The sequence below is a fragment of the Salinadaptatus halalkaliphilus genome, from assembly GCF_006543045.1.
Classification (GTDB): Archaea; Halobacteriota; Halobacteria; order Halobacteriales; family Natrialbaceae; genus Salinadaptatus; species Salinadaptatus halalkaliphilus.
Genome location: NZ_RBZW01000076.1, coordinates 205,845 through 222,434 on the forward strand (window position 1 = coordinate 205,845; position 16,590 = coordinate 222,434).

Genomic DNA, 16,590 nt, shown 5'->3' on the forward strand with positions numbered 1-16,590 from the left:
GACGGCCCGGGACGACTGGGTCGACTCGCACGGATACGTAGCCGCTCCGGTGCTGGAAAAAGGGCGTCATAACAAACCCCTGCCGTAACAGCCGCTTGGGTATGATCGACAGTGGTGGTTGGCTAGCCAACGGTGCCAGCGTGCCAGTCGATGGTCCCGACTGGCCGTGTGGTGGCGGTGGTGAGTTCGATGGGTAGCGTCGTCATCTCGCTCGATGCGGAGCTTGGCTGGGGATTTCACGACCTCGAGACGCTGCCTCGCAATCGAGTCGAATCCGGCCGCCGGGGCTGGAAGGCCTGTCTCGAGTTGTTCGACGAGTTCGACGTTCCCGCGACGTGGGCCGTCGTTGGCCACCTCATGCTCGAGTCCTGTGACGGGATCCACGACGACTATCCGGCACCCGACGGCTGGTTCGCCCGCGAGCGCAACGCGTGGCGAGACCGCGAGGACCTCCGGTTCGGCCCGAATCTCGTCGATGCGGTGCTCGCTGCCGACGTCGACCACGAGTTCGCGAGCCACTCCTTCTCGCACGTCCTCTTCGGCCAGCCCGAAACCGACCGCGAGCTCGCAGCCGCCGAACTCGAGCGTGCACTCGAGATCGCGACGGCGTGGAACCAGTCGGTCGCGTCGTTCGTCTTTCCGCGCAACGACGTCGGCCACCGCGACATCCTCGCGGAGTACGGAATCACCGCCTACAGAGGGATCTCGCCCTACCGAGAGGGCGTCCGCGGGTTCGTCGATTCGACGGTTCGCAACCGGTCGCTGCTGGTCCGACCGACGGTCGACGAGTTCGGCCTGGTGAACGTCCCGGCGTCGATGTTCCTGTTCGGATTCGAGGGACCGGCCCGGACCGTCGCCGAGTCTGTCTGGGCTGATCCGATGGTTCGCCAGGCTCGTCGGGGAATCGACGAGGCGACACGCCGCGACGGCGTGTTCCACCTCTGGTTTCACCCGAACAACCTGACGCGGCCACGAGACGACCAGCGACTGCGCTCGATCCTCTCGTATCTCGACCGAACCCGTGCCAGTACGGACCTGACGGTCGAGACGATGGGCGACGTCGCCCGCCGTCTCGAGCACGCTCGAGGCGTCGACGGCGGCGCGGTGGCGACCGATAGCCGGGTCTAGTACTTTCCAACTGGTCGTCTCGTCCGCCGGTGTTCGATCGGCGTGTCTCACTGTACGACGCCGATAACAAAGCCCGAACGGGCCACCCTCTCGGAGTGGATGTCACCACCAGTGCTCGGTCGATGGACGGACTCGAGTGGGCTCTCGCTGGGGCTGCTCGGGGTCGGCAACATCGGCACGGTTCACCTGAAATCGGCACGGGCGATCGACGGCGTCGACGTCGTCGCGGCCGCCGATGCGGTGCCCGAGAATCGGGCCCGGGCGGAACGTGCCGGCGTGGATCGCACGTACGACGACTACACGACGCTGCTCGAGGACGAATCGCTCGACGCGGCGGTGATCGCGATGCCGCCGTTTCTCCACGCCGACGCCGTCGAGCGGGCGGCGGCGGCGGGCGTCGACGTCTTCGTCGAGAAACCGCTGGCTCGCTCGACCGACGAAGCGGATCGGCTGCTCGAGGCCGCTGCCGAGGGCGGCATCGCTGTCGGCGTCGATCACACGCTTCGGTACCAGCCCGACGTTCGGGGCGTCAAACAGGCCTACGACGAGGGCCGGGTCGGCCACGTCCCCTACGCCTCGATGACGCGGGTCAACGACGGGCCGCTCGGTCGCCCGCCGGCCGCGGACGAACCGCCCGACTGGGCCCTCGAGCGTGACGGGGCCGGCGGCGGCTCGCTGCTCGAACTCGGCGTGCACTGTTTCGACGTGCTCGAGTGGCTCTTCGGCGATCTCGAGGTCGAAAGCGCTGCCGTGGACGCGACGCTCGAGGTGCCGGTCGAGGATGCGGCGACCGTGCTCATGCGCGCACCGGAGACGGGGACGACGGTCACCCTACACTGTGGCTCCTACCAGTGGGAGGAACTGCCCGAGGTAAACACCCGGGTCCGACTCGAGGGCGTGACGGGGACGATCTCGAACGCGGACCACCTTCCCACGAACTTCTACGCCGACGCCGCGAAGTCGGCGCTCTCGAACGTCGCGAGCCGCGTCACGGGTGACGATCCCGACATCTTTGGACCGACGTTCTATTACCAGGCCCACTACGAGGCCCTGTCTGCCTTCTGCGAGGCGATCCAGCGCGACGAGACGCCGCCGGTCGACGGTCGGGACGGCCGACGAACGCTCGAGCTCGCAGAAACTGCCTACGAACTGGCTGCAGCAAGCGATCGAGACGGCGTCGAGCGTCCGGAGGTGCGGACGTGACCGTCGATCGACCGGCGGACGACTCGAGCGACGATCGTCGAACGGACGGCGGCAGTGATCACCAAGCGGATGCTACCGACGATCACCGAACGGACGGCGGTAACGTGGGCGCGGCGGCTACCGATACGGAGCCGCTCGACGGCGATACCGAATCGGCCGGGCGGATTCGAGTGCGTGGAACCCTCGTCGAACCAGGGACGGCCGGGGGGTGGTGCCCCGATATCGATACGCGAATGGCGACCCTCGAGACGCCGCTCAGTTCCCTCCTCACGTCCGAGCTCGACATCACACCGGGTACCAACGCGCTCGCTGACGCCGACCGAATCACGCTCGTCCCCGACGCCCACTACCCGTATCATCCCTCGAGCGGCGTCGTCACCGACCCGGCCGTCGTCGGCGCGACCGTCGCGATCCTCGAGCGACGAATCGACGGCGAAGTCGTCGTCGCCGGCCGCAGCGACGACACCATCTCGTTCGAGCGCACGGCCGAGTACCTCGGCTACGAATCCTTGCTCGAGCGCTTCGACGCCGATCCCGTCGATCTCGCCAGCGAAGGCCACACCGATACGCGCGTCACGGTTGGCGACGACACGGTCTCGACGTTGGTACCGTCACGGCTTACGCGAAGCACCGTCGTGACGATGCCGTCGCTTCGCCCGACGGAAACCGGTCGGGTCGCTGGCGGGTTACGAACGCTCGCCGCGATGCTCGAGGACGGGACCGACGAGACGGACGCGTCGGCAGACTCGAGAGCATTGGGGGCGGCCCGAGCGATCGATCCCGCGCTCTCGGTGCTCGACGCGACGACCGTCTACGCCGGCGAACCGTACGCGGCGAACACGCTGTTTGCCGGGCCGGCCGCCGCAGTCGACGCCGTGGGGACGTCGCTGCTCGAGCGCTCGTTCGAGGCCGACGACGTAGTTCGGCGCGCGTTCGACGACGATCGGCCGTCGATCACCGTCACCCCCGTCGGTGTCGACCCCGAATCGTTCGATCTCGAGTCGCTTCGCGCGGCGCTCCCGACGGGCGGGCTGCCGCCCGCGGACGACACGCCAGCCCCCGTCACGGCCGCCTATCGTCTCTACGCGGCTGTCAGCGGCGATGTCGTGCCACCGCAACTCGAGGGAGGTGAGTGACGATGGGACAGGTCGCCGCAGTCACCGGCGCGACCGGCTTCCTCGGTGGCCACCTCTGTGAACGGCTCCTCGCCGAGGGGTGGACCGTCCGGGGACTCTGTCGGCCGTCCTCGGATCGGCGACTCGAGCGGCCAGCCTCGCGATCCAGCGACCTCGCAGAGGTGGCGTGGTACGTCGGCGACTGCTTCGACGCGGCGACGCTTTCCTCGCTCGTCGACGGCGCCGACGTGGTCTTTCACCTCGCCGGCGTCGGCCTCTGGAGCGCCGATCCCGAGACCGTCCATCGAGTCAACCGCGAGGGGACCGAGAACGTCCTCGAGGCCTGTCGCGACGGCGACGTGGGTCGGGTGGTCTTTACGAGTACGGCAGGAACTCGCCGAACGAACGGCTCGAGCGAGTTCGCCGACGAGGACGACATCGCCGAGCCGATCGGCGCGTATCAGGCGTCGAAGGCGGCGGCCGAACGACTCCTCGACGACTACGCGGCCACCGGCGGCGACGCCGTCACCGTTCATCCGACCTCGATCGTCGGCCCCGGCGACGACTCCTTTACGACCCAGTTGCTCGCGATGGGCCTCGAGCCGACGATGCCGGCGACGCTGCCCGGCGGGGCGAGCATCGTCGGCGTCTCGGACGTGGTCGACGGCCTCCTCGCGGCCGCCGCCGACGGTGAGCGAGGGGAACACTACATCCTCGGCGGCGAGAACCTCACCTACGACCAGGCCGCCTCGCGAATCGCCGACTACGCTGGCGGGACGGCAGCACCCGTTCGCGTTCCCGCGACCGCGATCCGCGCGGCCGGTCCCGTCGCCGAGGGCGTCCGCGCCGTCACCGGCCGGCAGGTGTTTCCCTTCGACCGCCGGATGGCAGCACTCGCCACCCAGCGACTCTTCTACAGCTCACAGAAAGCCAACGCCGAGCTCGGCTACGAGTACGAGCCACTCGAGAGTCACCTCCCCGAGACGCTGGCCTGGTATCGGGACGCGGAAACGTAACCGCTCGCATCGACCGTAATCGACCGGGCTAGGCCCTCGCGTCGATCGTCACTGACCGGGCCAGGCGCTGGCCTCGAGCGAACCGAACGAGTCAGGCGTTCGGGTCGGTTTCGCGACGTGTACCCATCTCATTACAAAACGCCAATCGCGGCTACGTTGGATCGATGCGGATTCTCGTCTTCGCGAATACGCCGGCACACGTCCACCTGTATCGCCACGCCGTTTCCCAGCTCGAGCAACTGGGACACGATGTCCTCGTCATGGGGCGGGAGTACGACTGTACGATCGACTTACTCGAGTTCTACGGGCTGCCCTATCGACGCTACGGTGAACACGACACCGACGGCGGGCGGGCGACGTTGGTTCGGGAACTGGGCGGGCAACTCGGGACCATCGCAACCACGGCCCGACGGCTCGAGCCGGATCTCGTCTTCGGTCGCGGTCCCTACGCCGCGCTCGCGGGAACGATCGCTCGAGCGCCGGTCGTGCTCGTCCTCGACGACGAACCCGGCGACTTCAACCACGCCGTCTCGCGGCCGTTTGCCGACTGCATCCTCTCGCCGGCGGCAACGCGTCGGGACCTCGGCGACGATCACTACACCTTCGCGGGCTTCAAAGAGTGTGCGTACCTTCACCCCGATGTGTTCGACCCCGACCCCGGCGTCCGCGAGGCCCTCGGCGTCGGACCGGACGAACCGTACGCGCTCCTCCGGTTCAACGCCCTCGACGCACTTCACGACACCGGTCTCGAGGGCTTTACGCCCGACCAGCGACGCGACCTGATCGAGCGACTGAGCGAGCGCGCGACCGTCTTCGTCTCGGACGAGGGCGACGATCTGGACCTGTGGGACCTGCCCGCCCGTCCCTACGATCTCCACCCCGCGCTGATCCACGACGCGATGGCCGAAGCGTCGTTGCTGGTCGCCGACACCGGGACGATGGTCACCGAAGCCGGCCTGCTCGGAACGCCGGCGCTTCGTTACCGTGGCACCGACGATCACGTCTACGGCGAGTTCCGCGAACTCGAGCGCGTCGATCTGGTCGAACAGTTCGAGACCTACCACGGCGTTCGCGATCGTACCCTCGAGCTCGCCGGCGACGGTGACGCGACCGACCGGTGGCAGCGACGCCGTCGGGCCTACGTCGGCGACCTCGTCAACCTGACCGACCTGCTGGTCGAGATCGGAGACGCAGGCGGATCGATCGATCACCTCGAGGCCGGGACCCGCCAGTCACTCCAGAACCCCTCGCCGACGCCCTGATTCGAGCGGGGACGAGGAGAACTCGAGTGCGAAAAGGGAGAAGACAGCTCAATCGAGCGGATGCGGACCGTCTTCCGGGCGCTCGCTCGAGGGATCCGTACTCGAACGACCGGGTTGGCCCGAACTCGTCGGGTCGGTTCGCCACTCCCGATCGCGATCGGTCCCGGAATCGACCGGCTGGTCGTCGCCCTCCCCGCCGTAACTGTCGCCGTGGCCGCCGAGTTCACTACCGTGACCGGCGCGATTCTCGCTTGTCTCGTAGCGAGTCACCTCGAGGGGATCGTTTTCGTCGGCGTCCATGGCGATGGCGATGCCGAGGGCGAGCAGGCCGAGCACGACGGTGGCGAAGGCAGCGATCACGCCCGTAAGACCGGTCACATCGTCGCGACGGACACGCTCCCACGCCGCCCCGCAGAACCCGGCGACGCCGCCGGCCAGCCCGGACGTGCCGGTGGCGTAGAAGACAGCCGCCGGATGAAAGCCCTCGATCACATACTGGCGTTTGAGCCGCCAGTAGAAACTCCGGAGCAAGAGCAACGAGACGTACCGAACGAATGGGACGTACCGGATGCTGCTTTCTTCCTCGCCGTAGACCGCCGACATCGAGACGTCGGCGACGCACCGGTCGGCGACGTTGAGGTGCGTGAGGATGTGGTTGAGAAAGCCGTACCGATCGGTGATCGCCTCGAGGTCGAGGTCCTCGATAGCCGCTCTGGAGATGGCGGTGTAGCCGTTCTGGGGGTCGCCGATCGTCCAGTAGCCCGAGGCGAACTTCGAGAGGCCGGTCAGCATCGCGTTTCCGAACAGTCGAAATCGCGACATATCCTCGCGATCGGCGGGCGTCAGCAGCCGATTGCCCTTCGCGTAGTCGGCTTCGCCCGTCGCAACCGGATCGACGATCCGATCGAGGATCGCGGGGTCCATCTGCCCGTCGCCGTTCATAACAGCGACGACATCGATGCCGTCCGCGGCCGCCCGTTCGTAGCCCGTCTTGACCGCCGCGCCGTAGCCCCGATTCTCCTCGTGGCGAATCGGGACGATGCGCCGTCGGTCGCCGCCGTCGGTCACCGCTCGCTCGACCGATTCGGTCTCGTTGACCCGCTCGGCGACGCCACAAATCACGTCCCAACTCTCGTCCGGCGAGGCGTCGTCGATCGCGTAGATCCGGTCGACGAAGTCCGGAACCGTCTCGAGCACTTCGCCGACGAATCGGGCCTCGTCGTAGGCCGTGACGACGACACCGACCGTCCGTCCCTTATACATCGTCGCCCCCGTCCGTCCGCCCGACGGCAGCCGGGTCCGCCCCCCCGTCGCGTTCGCCGTCGGTTCGCCCCTGGGGCGCGGTGCCGTCGCTCGATCCGCCTAGCGTGTAAATGCGATGGCGTTCGGCGACGGCGTCGCCGGCGAGGTCGCCGAGCGCGTCCCGCCCGTCGAGGACGACCATCGGCTCGAGGTCGGCCCACGCGATACCCCCGAACGACTCGTGGGGCGTCACGAGCACCGCGGCGTCGAACGATTCCCGCGGCAGGTCCTCGCGATCGACGGCTCGAGCGCCGTAGTCGGCTGGATCGACGAGCGGATCGACGCCGGCGACGTCGGCCCCGGTTTCCCGCAGCCCCGCCAGGACACCGAGTGCGGGCGAGGCGCGAGTCTCCTCGACACCCGGACGGTACGTGAGTCCGAGGACGACGACCGAGGCTTCGCTGAGCTCGGTGCCGACGGCCGCGAGTTCGCGCTCTAGGCGGTCGACGACGATCGACGGCATCGCGTCGTTGACCTCGCGTGCGGTTCGGGTCAGTGCCATCGGCTCATCCATCCGCGAGAGCAGGAAGTGCGGGTAGAACGGGATACAGTGGCCGCCGACGCCGGGGCCGGGGTCGTGGAGTTGGCACATCGGCAGATCGTTGGCCGTCTCGATCGCCTCGCGAGTCGAGATTTCGAGTTCGTCGGCGAGTCGCCCGAGTTCGTTCGCCAGCGCGATGTTGACGTCGCGATAGACCCCCTCGAAGACCTTGACGGCCTCCGCAGTCGTCGCGTCCGAGACCGGGTGGACCTCGTTGCTCGAGAGTTCGTCGTAGACGAGCGAGGCGGCGCGCGTACTCTCCGTATCGATGCCGCCGACGACCTTCGGGTAGGCCCCGCGGATGTCCCGAATCGCGCGGCCGCTCGAGGTCCGTTCGGGACAGAACGCCAGACCAAATTCGTCGGGCTCGAGGCCCGACCGACTCGCCAGGTGGGGCCCCAGCACATCCCGGCAGGTTCCGGGCGGTAGCGTCGACTCGGCGATCACCAGGTCGCCGGGTGTGAGCCCGGCCGCGATGTCGTCTGCGACGGCTTCGACCGTCGTCAGATCGGGCTGGTTCGCGTCGTCCAGCAGCGTGGGAACGATGACGACGTGGATCCGGGCCCGCTCTGCCGCAGTCGGGCCGTCGGTCGTCGCCTCGAGTCGTCCCGCCTCGACCTGTTGGGCAACCAGCTCCGCGAGACCGGGTTCGCCGACGACGTGACTCTCGCTGTGCTCGATGGTCTCGACGACTGTCGGATCGACGTCGACGCCGATCACGTTGCCCGTCGTCTCGGCGTAGACGGCCGCCAGGGGGAGCCCCATCTTGCCGAGGCCGTAGACCGCGACCGGTATCTCGCCCGTCGTCAACAGCTCGCGCTGGCGTGGCTCCTCGAGATCGGTTCCATAGAGGCCGATCGAATCGGCGTCGAGAGCCGAGTCGGTCGGTGGCCGACTCATCGTGCTTGCACCCCCCGTTCGCGACTCGAGTCGTCTGGATCGCGGTCGGCAACGAGCGCGTCGATCGTCTTGACCGTCTCGAGTGCTTCGATCCCGTCTTCGGCCGTCACCGTCGGCGCCGAGTCGGTCCGAACGGCCTCGAGAAAGGCCTCGAGTTCGTGACGTAACGGTTCGCCGTTGTCCACGCGCGGTCGTTCGACGACGCTCTCGTGGCGGTAGCGACGGGTGCCGTCGTCGACGAGGTATTCGGGGTAAGAATCCCGGTGGATCAGGACGGACTGCTGGAGATAGTCGACCTCGAGCAGACACTCGCGGGCCGTGACGGTGAGTTTGCGGACCTTCTTCTGGGTCACCCGACTTGCGGTGACCGAGGCGACGACGTCGTCGTAGACCATCGTCGCCGTAGCGTACTGGCCGTTTTCGGTGCCCATCGCCGACACCGAGTCCGGCCGATCACCGAGCATCGCGTCGACGATATCGACATCGTGGACCATCAGATCGAAGACGACGTTCCCCCGGGCGGTGCGATCGACCGGCGGCCCGAGCCGCTCGGCCTCGAGGCTGATCACATCGAGGTCGTCGATCAGATCGGTGGTCGTCTGGACGGCCGGATTGAACCGTTCGATGTGGCCGACCTGGAGGACGAGCCCGCGCTCGCGAGCCAGCTCGGCCAGTCGCCGTCCCTGTTCGACCGTCTCGGCGATGGGCTTTTCGACGAGAACGTGCACGTCAGCCTCGAGACACGTCGTGACCGTCTCGTAGTGGGCCGGTGTCGGCACGGCGACACTGACGACGTCACAGCGCTCGAGGAGTCGCTCGAACTCGAGGGCGGTGGCCCCGTACTCGTGTGCGACACGTCGAGCGACCTCGCCGTCGTGGTCGGTGACGCCGGTCAACTCGACCGACTGTAACTCGCTGTAGACGCGTGCGTGGTTTTCGCCCATTGCGCCGACGCCGACGACGCCGGCTCGGATCGGTCGTGACGATGCGGTGGTATCCATACTCATAGTGATTGGAAAACGTCGCGAACTGCGTCGACGACCCGTCTGCGGTCATCGTCGGACAGCGTCGGATGCACCGGTAACGAAAGGACGGTTTCGGCCGCGCGTTCGGCCTGGGGCAGGTCGGCTGCGGCGGTACTAATCGTCTCGTAGGCCGGCTGGCGGTGGATCGGCGTCTCGTAGTAGATCGCCGTTTCGACGTTGCGCTCGGAAAGCGCCTGCTGGGCCGTGTCACGGTGTGGCGTCCGAACCGTATACTGGTGGTAGACGTGGCGATAGCCGTCAGGTTCTGTGGGCGTCTCGAGACCGGCAACCCCCTCGAGTTCCCGGTCGTAGTACGAAGCGGTGTCCCGGCGCGCCTCGTTGAACTCAGGCAGTCGCTCGAGTTGGGCACGCCCGATGGCGGCCGCGAGACTCGTCAAGCGGTAGTTGTGTCCGAGCGAGCGGTGGTCGTAGCCACCGCTATCGTCGGCTTCGCGACCGTGATTGACGTAGCTTGCAGCGCGCTCGGCAACGTCGTCGCGGTCGGTCGTGATCAGCCCGCCCTCACCCGTCGTCATGTTCTTCGTGGGGTAGAAGGAGAAACAGGCCGCGTCGCCGAGACTCCCGACGCGCTCGCCCGCCACCGTCCCGCCGTGGGCCTGACAGGCATCCTCGAGGACGAACACGCCGTGGTCGTCGGCGAGCGCGCTCAGTGCGGGCATATCGGCGGCCAGCCCGTAGAGATGGACCGGCAACAGGCCGACGATATCGTCTCGAGCGGCGAGGACGTCGGCGACGGCGTCCGGGTCGAGCGTGTAGGTGTCGGGATCGACGTCGGCGAAGACCGGGGTTGCACCCGCCAGCCGGATCGCGTTCGCGCTCGCGACGAACGAGAACGGCGACGTGACGACGGCGTCGCCCTCCTCGACGCCCAGCGCCTCGAGCGCCGCGTGCAGTGCGGTCGTGCCATTCGAGGTCGCCACGGCGTGAGACACGTCACAGTAGGTGGCAAATTCGGACTCGAACGCCCGAACTTCGGGTCCGTCGGCGAGCATGCCATCCTCGAGAACCGACTCGACGCGGGAAACGGCATCTTCGCTGAGAGCCGGGTTCGCGATCGAGATCGTGTCGTCCGTGCTGGCGGTCGCGTCGAATTCGGCATCGTCGGGGTCGGTAGCGCCATCCGCGTTCGCGTCGCTCCCCGACGCTGGGTCGCTGTCGATGCGTCGATCGGTGTGCGTGTCGGTATCTGTCATTCGAGCTGGTTCGGCCCCTCGAGGGGGTCGGGTAAGGGTTCGATGCTGGCCGGCGCGCCGACCGCGAGGCTGTCGGCCGGCACGTCCTGGGTCACGACGGCCCCGGCCGCGACGAACGCGTTCTCGCCGATCGTCACGCCCGGCAACAGCGTCGCGTTCGCACCGATCGATGCGCCGTCCTCGATCGTCGGCCCCTCGAGGTCGACGTCGGCTCGGATGGGATACTCGTCGTTGGTCAGGACGGCCCCGGGGCCGACGAAGATGTTGTCGCCGATCGTCGTCTGGGTGGGGACGTAGACGTTCGTCTGCAGACTCACGTGCGAGCCGATCGTCGTCTGCCCGTCGATGACGGTCTGAGTGCCGACGAGGACGTCGTCCCCGATAGTCGTCCCCTCACGGACCAAGACATCGTGACCGGTTGCAAACTCGTCCCCGATCGTCACGTCGCCGTAGATGATCGAGCCGGCCCGAATCGTCGCGTCGTCGCCGAGTGCCGTCGGCTGGTCGAATTCGCCGTAGCCGATCGTGGCCTCGTCGTCGATCTGGCATGTCGGCTCGCTCTCGAACTGGCTCACTACAGTACACCTCCGTCGGCGGACGATCTCGCGTTCATCGGCCTCGTCCGTCGCGTTCGAACTCGTACTCGTCGTTGACGTGCTATCATCGGTTGCTCGATACCCGGGTGGGAATCGTCCTGATACAGCCGATAGCGAGGTTTTGTTATCCCTGGCTTGACGATGGCGTAGCGTGACGCTACAGCGACTGGGTGGTCCCAGCGGCAGTTTCTCCGGCACGCTCGCCACTCGTCGTCGCCTGGATCGTCGCCCGCAGTTTCATTCGGAAACGTTGGAATACTCGTCAATCACGGCTTCTAACCGGTATAATCCGATTTCGAGCGGGTAGCTGATCGATAGTAAAGGGACCGGGACTGGCACCACGTGGTGTGCAGTACATCCCCGATCGCGTTTCGAATCGGGACCACGAGGGCACTCATGTCTGACCACGAACTCACCCAGGCCGAGCTGTTCGACGTGTTCAGCAACGCTCGCAGGCGACGCGCTGTGCAGTATCTGACCTATCAAAACGGGAGCTGCGACCTCGCACCGCTCGTCGAGCAGGTCGCCGCCTGGGAGAACGACACCGATCTCGAGGCGGTCACGCGCACGCAACGGCGCCGCGTGTACATCTCGCTCTACCAGACCCACCTACCGATGCTCGAAGACCACGGCATCGTCGACTGGGACCCGGATGCACACGCGATCGAACTGCTCCCCAGCGAGGACGTCTTCGAACCGTACCTCGATCGTCGCCTCGAGAACCATCGACAGTGGCACCGCCACTACCTGACAGCCACGTTATTGGGCACCGTCGCCGTCGTGGCCACCTGGCTGGCACCCGTATCAGTCGCCGCCGTCCCGCTCGTCGTCCTCGCACTCTGTGGCATCGTCCTCGCAATCGCACTCGTTCAGCACGTCTCGCGCCGACCGGACCTCGAGGTCCCGTTCGACCCGGCCTAACGGTATCGCCCGCTGCCCTCCGTCCAGCACGTCTTCTGTAGTAGCCACTGCGAGTCAATCGTAGTACGTGTGTATCCTGCCTGTATCGGGACGGATCGCTCGAGGCCGCTACGAGTCGGCCTCGTCGGTCACCGTGACCCAGAAGTAGGTGTCGACCTCGGCGTTGTCGGTCGTCGGCTCCGCCGGCGGCTCGCCCTGGTAGAGCAAGATGTCGATTCGAACGGTCTCGTTGTTGGCTGCCGTCGGCTCGAGCGACCGGGTTCCGGTCTCGGTTTCGCCGTCGGCAACGGTCGCCTCGAGCTCCTGGAGGGTCTCGCGTTCGAGTACCTCGTCGTCCTCGATGGTGGTTTGCTGGACGACGACGGTGTAGTCGGTACGTTCGCCCTCGTGGTTCTCGACGGCGATCGTGACGGGAACCTCGCCGCCGGGTTCGACCTCACCTGGAAGTTCGCCGGCGACGAGTTCGCCGTCGTCGGTCTCGGTGTAGAGTCCGAGTTCGGAAAATCCGCCCGCGGAGACCGGCGCGAAGACGCCGAGCAATAACGCGCCCACTGCTAATCCGATCGCGACGGTGAGCAGGATCGTCGAGACGGTTCCAGCCGGCCCGCGGCGGGCCCGCAGTCGCTCGAGAGAGCGGATCGGTGAGACGACGAACCGCTCGGATGGCGAGAGTCGGAGTCGCCGAACGGCACCAAGTTGGGCGAGAACGATCGTAATACCGCCGAGAGCGACCGCGAGCGGCTCGAGGCCGAGTCCCCACGGGGTAAGCGCCAACACCAGTGCAAGCAACGCGACGATCGTCAGCGAGAGAACGAACGAGAGCCCAACTCGTTCGACGGCGTCGACGCCGCCGGGGTCGTCCGGTGGCCGCCTGGCTCCGGCGGTTGCAGTCGCGGGAAACAACACCGCAACGAGTGCATATCCCGGCAGAAAGAGGACGAACAACGCGGCAGCACCCACTCGAAACGGACTCGCTGCTGGCAACGATACGACGACCGCGTAGACACAGATGGCAGCCAGAGAGATGACAGCGAGGTCGAACGGATACTGGCGGACCGTAGTGAGTTGTTGCCACGTTCGTGCACGAATGCTCATCGTCGCCCCTCGCGGTGTCGGTCGAGCTGTCGACCGATAGTGACTCGTCGAGTTCCACAGCGGCCCCCAGCGTGTCGATGGGTTCGACTGGCCGTTGGTCGGGCGGTTCGCGATCCAGAAACCATGCTCGCCTGCGTCTTTACTATCCGGTCGTTTTGTTATGACGACGCTATCCGATCGCCGAACTAGAGATCGACGTACTGTGCTTCCCACTCGCGTCGTTCCGCGATCCGCTCGCGACCGGCGTCGGTAATGGCGTAGTAATTCGTCCGTCTGTCGAGTTGGCCTTTCTCGACGAGCTCTTTGTTGACCAGCGTATCCAGATTCGGGTACAGTCGACCGTGATTGATCTCCGAACTGTAATACTCCTCCACTTCATCTTTGACTGATTGTCCCGACGGTTGATCTGCGCCTGCAATCACGTACAACAGGTCTCGCTGGAAGCCGGTCAGATCGTGCATTGCTCAATCACAGTGATCGTTCTACTGAATAGATATTTGTTATCCGTCTCGTACAACAGATTAGAAGGCCGTTCACAGCTATTTCTGTTGTGACTGTCTATTTTCTGTGACTATCGTGATTCGGTATCGGTCGACGACCGGAGACCACACGAGTCGATCACGGCAGCTCGATCCGCCAAAAACGAGTTACCCCCCTGAATTCGACTGCGTCACGGCGATTCCACCCGAATCGATGCGAACGCGGAGCTGATCGATCGTCGCCTCGTAGGCAGTCGTATGCGAACCATCCTCGTCGAACCGAACGCACTCGGCGAGGAGGTCAGCCTCGAGCAGGTTGTTGATGCGTCGGTAGACGGTTGCCGACGAACTATCGGTTCGGTCGGTGAGTTCCTTCGCCGTCTTCGGACTCTCACTGGTCGCGATGAGGATCGTTCGCGCACACTCGTCGCCGAGGACGTCGAGCTGTGCTGCTGGATCGGGGGTCGGTTCTGTCTGAGTGTTGGTTGCTTTCGTTGCCATTGGCGTATTACCTATCATGGGGCTGTCGGATTCGTTCGCTCTCGTACTCGAGAGGCGCCGGTCCGGAACGCGCGACGTTGGCCGGGGATACTAGCACGGTACCACCATTACGTTCCAACGATTCGATCAGTAAGCGATAGTGGTATTTTATAACGATGGACCTTCTCGGACGAAGGGGCCCCATTCCGGCAGCTAATCTGGTATTTCTCCGATCGAAATGAAACCTTTCTGTAGCGACCAAGCCAAATCAACAACCGCTTTGTCCGTCGAACGTATCCCAACCCATTTGAATTCACGTTGAGGTCGGATCCGTCGCGTGCAGATGTAATCGACTTCTGGGCCTTCTATCGGCGGGTTTCGGCGGGAAATACAGTATTTCTAGCCGGGTCGACCGACAGGGTGGTAAACGGTGGTAGCTCTTTATTCGTATCTACCCGCCTCGATTGTAGTACACCGATGAACTCCTCACAAGACAACTGGCGACCGATGGAATCGTCGACAGCAGGTGCTCGCTGTCGAAACTGCGGCGAACACGTCACACAGCAGTTTGCTCGCGTCTTCGGCGACAACGGCAATATCGTCCACGGCTGTCCCGCCTGTACGACCTATCGAGAGATGCAATCCGGTGACCACCTCCCCGGAAACTCGCGCCCCTAAGATCGGTTGGTGTACCCACAACCCCGCCGCAACCGGAGGACGGTCGCTGACACACCGGAACGGACTCTGACGACCGTACGAGGCCTGCCGATAGCGTGGTTCGCCCTATTTTCCACACGACACACATACAGAATAAATACTAGAAGTTAAAGTCGGTGGTTGGTGAACACCAACCTACATGACGGTCGACGGTGGACAGTGTGCTGAGATTGCGTTCGAGTACTACGCCTGATCAATGTCCGTCCAGACACGTCGATCCGATTCGCTGGCGGAAAGTGAGGTCTTTCACATCCTCGGAAACGACAGACGGCGAGCCATCGTCCAATTGCTCGCTCAGGAATCGGGACAAATCGACGTTTCGGACGTCGCAAACGAAATTGCCGCGACCGAATCCGATACCACCCCGGTCCCCAACAACCTCTACAAGAGCGTCTACGTCTCCCTCCAACAGACCCACCTCCCCCAACTTGAGGAAGACGCCGTCATCGAGTACGACTCGGAAGCGAAAACGATCTCCCCCGGTCCGAACTTCGACGACGTCATCACCTACATCAACGGCCACAGCGAAGATCAGTCACAGCTCCTGCAGTTGCACCTCGTCGCGTGCGTTCTCGGGCTTGCACTCATTGCGATCGCCGGGCTGAATCTGCCACTTCTCTCGAGTGTGGATCCGGTATTGTGGAGCGTTCTCGTCCTCCTGGTCGTCGCCGCGAGCAGTCTCTACCAGTTACTGGCCTGACCTCCGGACACGGACGGGTGGGGGTTGCCGGGACATCGATCCCGCAGGCCGTATCAATCGGTGTTTGCCTGCTCGGGTGACTTCGAGGCCGTCGGTTCGTGACCGGGCAGACAGACCAGATTCTCCCGGCCGAGTCGGAGTTTTGTGATCTGTTCGTCATCCTCGAGGTCGGCAAGCAGTCGGCTCACTTTCGCCTTCGACCAGTCGACGGAGTCGACGATTTGTGACTGTTTCATCCGGCCACCGTTCTCGTCGATCAATTGATGGACTTTCTCGCGATCGGTGACGAACTCCTCCCGGGTGGATTCCTGGCGTGTCGTCAGTGAGTGGCGATCCTCGAGTCGATTTCTGAGCACGAGCACGCCGCCGAGGAGTGCAAGAACCACCATCCCGACGACAGCCGCGAGGTGAACGCCGCCAACTTGGAGCGGCAAGGCGTACCCGAAGCCGGTCAAAAAAGCAATCACGAAAGGGACACCTCTCGTGGCGTATATCGAATTTGTAACGCAGCATCCGGGCCTCGAACCTGTATGCTCATAGCATCGATAGTTGACGTATCTCGCTCGCTCGTTGCAGTACCGTCGTGACCGTTCCACAAAGCATTTTTTATGGGTTTCCCGTTGTTATATTTCTGCAGTACTGTTCACCTTCCATATTTATCATATTTACACCATATGTTGTCTCGAGTCGCTACTACCGACGGTGAGTCAGACCGCCTCCGCTCGAGCCGGTCGTTCGTGGTCACTCATCGGTACGAGTTGCCCCCGTCCCGGATAAACTCGGTTGGACGTTCGATTCGACTAGACGAATTCTGTTTGACTTTATCGAGTAACCGTTCATTGGCGGGACTGTCGATACCGTCGACCAGTCCGAAACGCAACCTCGATCGTGCAGCG

General features: G+C 64.8%; 17 protein-coding genes. 8 read left to right on the top strand and 9 right to left on the bottom strand.

Going from position 1 to position 16,590, the window contains the following annotated elements:
* The first annotated feature begins 189 nt into the window (after positions 1 to 189).
* From D8Y22_RS21165 to D8Y22_RS21185, 5 genes are all read left to right on the top strand, one after another.
* Entirely contained in the window at positions 190 to 1,128 is a 939-nt protein-coding gene (locus D8Y22_RS21165; RefSeq protein WP_141466621.1) for a polysaccharide deacetylase family protein, read from the top strand.
* 99 nt (positions 1,129 to 1,227) lie between these two features.
* Positions 1,228 to 2,331 (top strand): Gfo/Idh/MocA family protein, encoded by a 1,104-nt coding sequence (locus D8Y22_RS21170; RefSeq protein ID WP_141466717.1) that lies wholly within the window; start codon positions 1,228 to 1,230, stop codon positions 2,329 to 2,331.
* A gap of 164 nt (positions 2,332 to 2,495) precedes the next feature.
* Entirely contained in the window at positions 2,496 to 3,467 is a 972-nt protein-coding gene (locus tag D8Y22_RS21175; RefSeq protein WP_246084546.1) for a DUF362 domain-containing protein, read from the top strand.
* 2 nt (positions 3,468 to 3,469) lie between these two features.
* Positions 3,470 to 4,462: an NAD-dependent epimerase/dehydratase family protein gene (locus tag D8Y22_RS21180; RefSeq protein WP_141466622.1), complete on the top strand. Its 993-nt coding sequence runs from the start codon at positions 3,470 to 3,472 to the stop codon at positions 4,460 to 4,462.
* Between the two features lie 164 nt (positions 4,463 to 4,626).
* Entirely contained in the window at positions 4,627 to 5,724 is a 1,098-nt protein-coding gene (locus D8Y22_RS21185; RefSeq protein ID WP_141466623.1) for a DUF354 domain-containing protein, read from the top strand.
* Between the two features lie 48 nt (positions 5,725 to 5,772).
* Here D8Y22_RS21185 and D8Y22_RS21190 read toward each other — a convergent pair whose 3' ends face one another.
* From D8Y22_RS21190 to D8Y22_RS21210, 5 genes are read right to left on the bottom strand one after another with little or no spacing between them, the layout of a single operon-like run.
* On the bottom strand, positions 5,773 to 6,987 hold the full coding sequence (locus D8Y22_RS21190; RefSeq protein WP_141466624.1) for a glycosyltransferase family 2 protein: 1,215 nt from the start codon (positions 6,985 to 6,987) through the stop codon (positions 5,773 to 5,775).
* Complete coding sequence (locus D8Y22_RS21195) at positions 6,980 to 8,467, bottom strand: nucleotide sugar dehydrogenase (RefSeq protein WP_141466625.1); 1,488 nt, start codon at positions 8,465 to 8,467, stop codon at positions 6,980 to 6,982. Before D8Y22_RS21195 ends, D8Y22_RS21190 begins: the two co-directional genes overlap by 8 nt.
* Positions 8,464 to 9,474 carry a Gfo/Idh/MocA family protein gene (locus D8Y22_RS21200; RefSeq protein WP_141466626.1) on the bottom strand — a complete coding sequence of 337 codons (1,011 nt, stop codon included), beginning with the start codon at positions 9,472 to 9,474 and terminating at the stop codon, positions 8,464 to 8,466. The genes D8Y22_RS21195 and D8Y22_RS21200 overlap by 4 nt, the downstream gene beginning before the upstream one ends.
* Positions 9,471 to 10,706, bottom strand: a complete 1,236-nt coding sequence (locus D8Y22_RS21205; protein WP_141466627.1) for a DegT/DnrJ/EryC1/StrS family aminotransferase — start codon at positions 10,704 to 10,706, stop codon at positions 9,471 to 9,473. The genes D8Y22_RS21200 and D8Y22_RS21205 overlap by 4 nt, the downstream gene beginning before the upstream one ends.
* On the bottom strand, positions 10,703 to 11,281 hold the full coding sequence (locus D8Y22_RS21210; protein WP_141466628.1) for an acyltransferase: 579 nt from the start codon (positions 11,279 to 11,281) through the stop codon (positions 10,703 to 10,705). The genes D8Y22_RS21205 and D8Y22_RS21210 overlap by 4 nt, the downstream gene beginning before the upstream one ends.
* Before the next feature lie 417 nt (positions 11,282 to 11,698).
* Here D8Y22_RS21210 and D8Y22_RS21215 point away from each other — a divergent pair, with 417 nt between their 5' ends.
* Positions 11,699 to 12,223: a DUF7344 domain-containing protein gene (locus D8Y22_RS21215; protein WP_141466629.1), complete on the top strand. Its 525-nt coding sequence runs from the start codon at positions 11,699 to 11,701 to the stop codon at positions 12,221 to 12,223.
* 108 nt (positions 12,224 to 12,331) lie between these two features.
* Here D8Y22_RS21215 and D8Y22_RS21220 read toward each other — a convergent pair whose 3' ends face one another.
* From D8Y22_RS21220 to D8Y22_RS21230, 3 genes are all read right to left on the bottom strand, one after another.
* Positions 12,332 to 13,318, bottom strand: coding sequence for a DUF1616 domain-containing protein (locus tag D8Y22_RS21220; protein WP_141466630.1), 987 nt, complete (start codon positions 13,316 to 13,318; stop codon positions 12,332 to 12,334).
* 185 nt (positions 13,319 to 13,503) lie between these two features.
* Positions 13,504 to 13,779, bottom strand: coding sequence for a PadR family transcriptional regulator (locus D8Y22_RS21225; RefSeq protein WP_141466631.1), 276 nt, complete (start codon positions 13,777 to 13,779; stop codon positions 13,504 to 13,506).
* 186 nt (positions 13,780 to 13,965) lie between these two features.
* Positions 13,966 to 14,298, bottom strand: a complete 333-nt coding sequence (locus D8Y22_RS21230) for a winged helix-turn-helix domain-containing protein (RefSeq protein ID WP_141466632.1) — start codon at positions 14,296 to 14,298, stop codon at positions 13,966 to 13,968.
* A 486-nt stretch (positions 14,299 to 14,784) separates the two neighbouring features.
* Here D8Y22_RS21230 and D8Y22_RS21235 point away from each other — a divergent pair, with 486 nt between their 5' ends.
* Entirely contained in the window at positions 14,785 to 14,955 is a 171-nt protein-coding gene (locus D8Y22_RS21235) for a DUF7563 family protein (RefSeq protein ID WP_449421065.1), read from the top strand.
* 235 nt (positions 14,956 to 15,190) lie between these two features.
* Positions 15,191 to 15,694 (top strand): DUF7344 domain-containing protein, encoded by a 504-nt coding sequence (locus D8Y22_RS21240; RefSeq protein WP_141466634.1) that lies wholly within the window; start codon positions 15,191 to 15,193, stop codon positions 15,692 to 15,694.
* Positions 15,695 to 15,747: 53 nt separating this feature from the next.
* Here the strand turns inward: D8Y22_RS21240 and D8Y22_RS21245 are convergent, their stop codons facing one another.
* Entirely contained in the window at positions 15,748 to 16,161 is a 414-nt protein-coding gene (locus tag D8Y22_RS21245; protein WP_394348220.1) for a helix-turn-helix transcriptional regulator, read from the bottom strand.
* Positions 16,162 to 16,590: the final 429 nt, after the last annotated feature.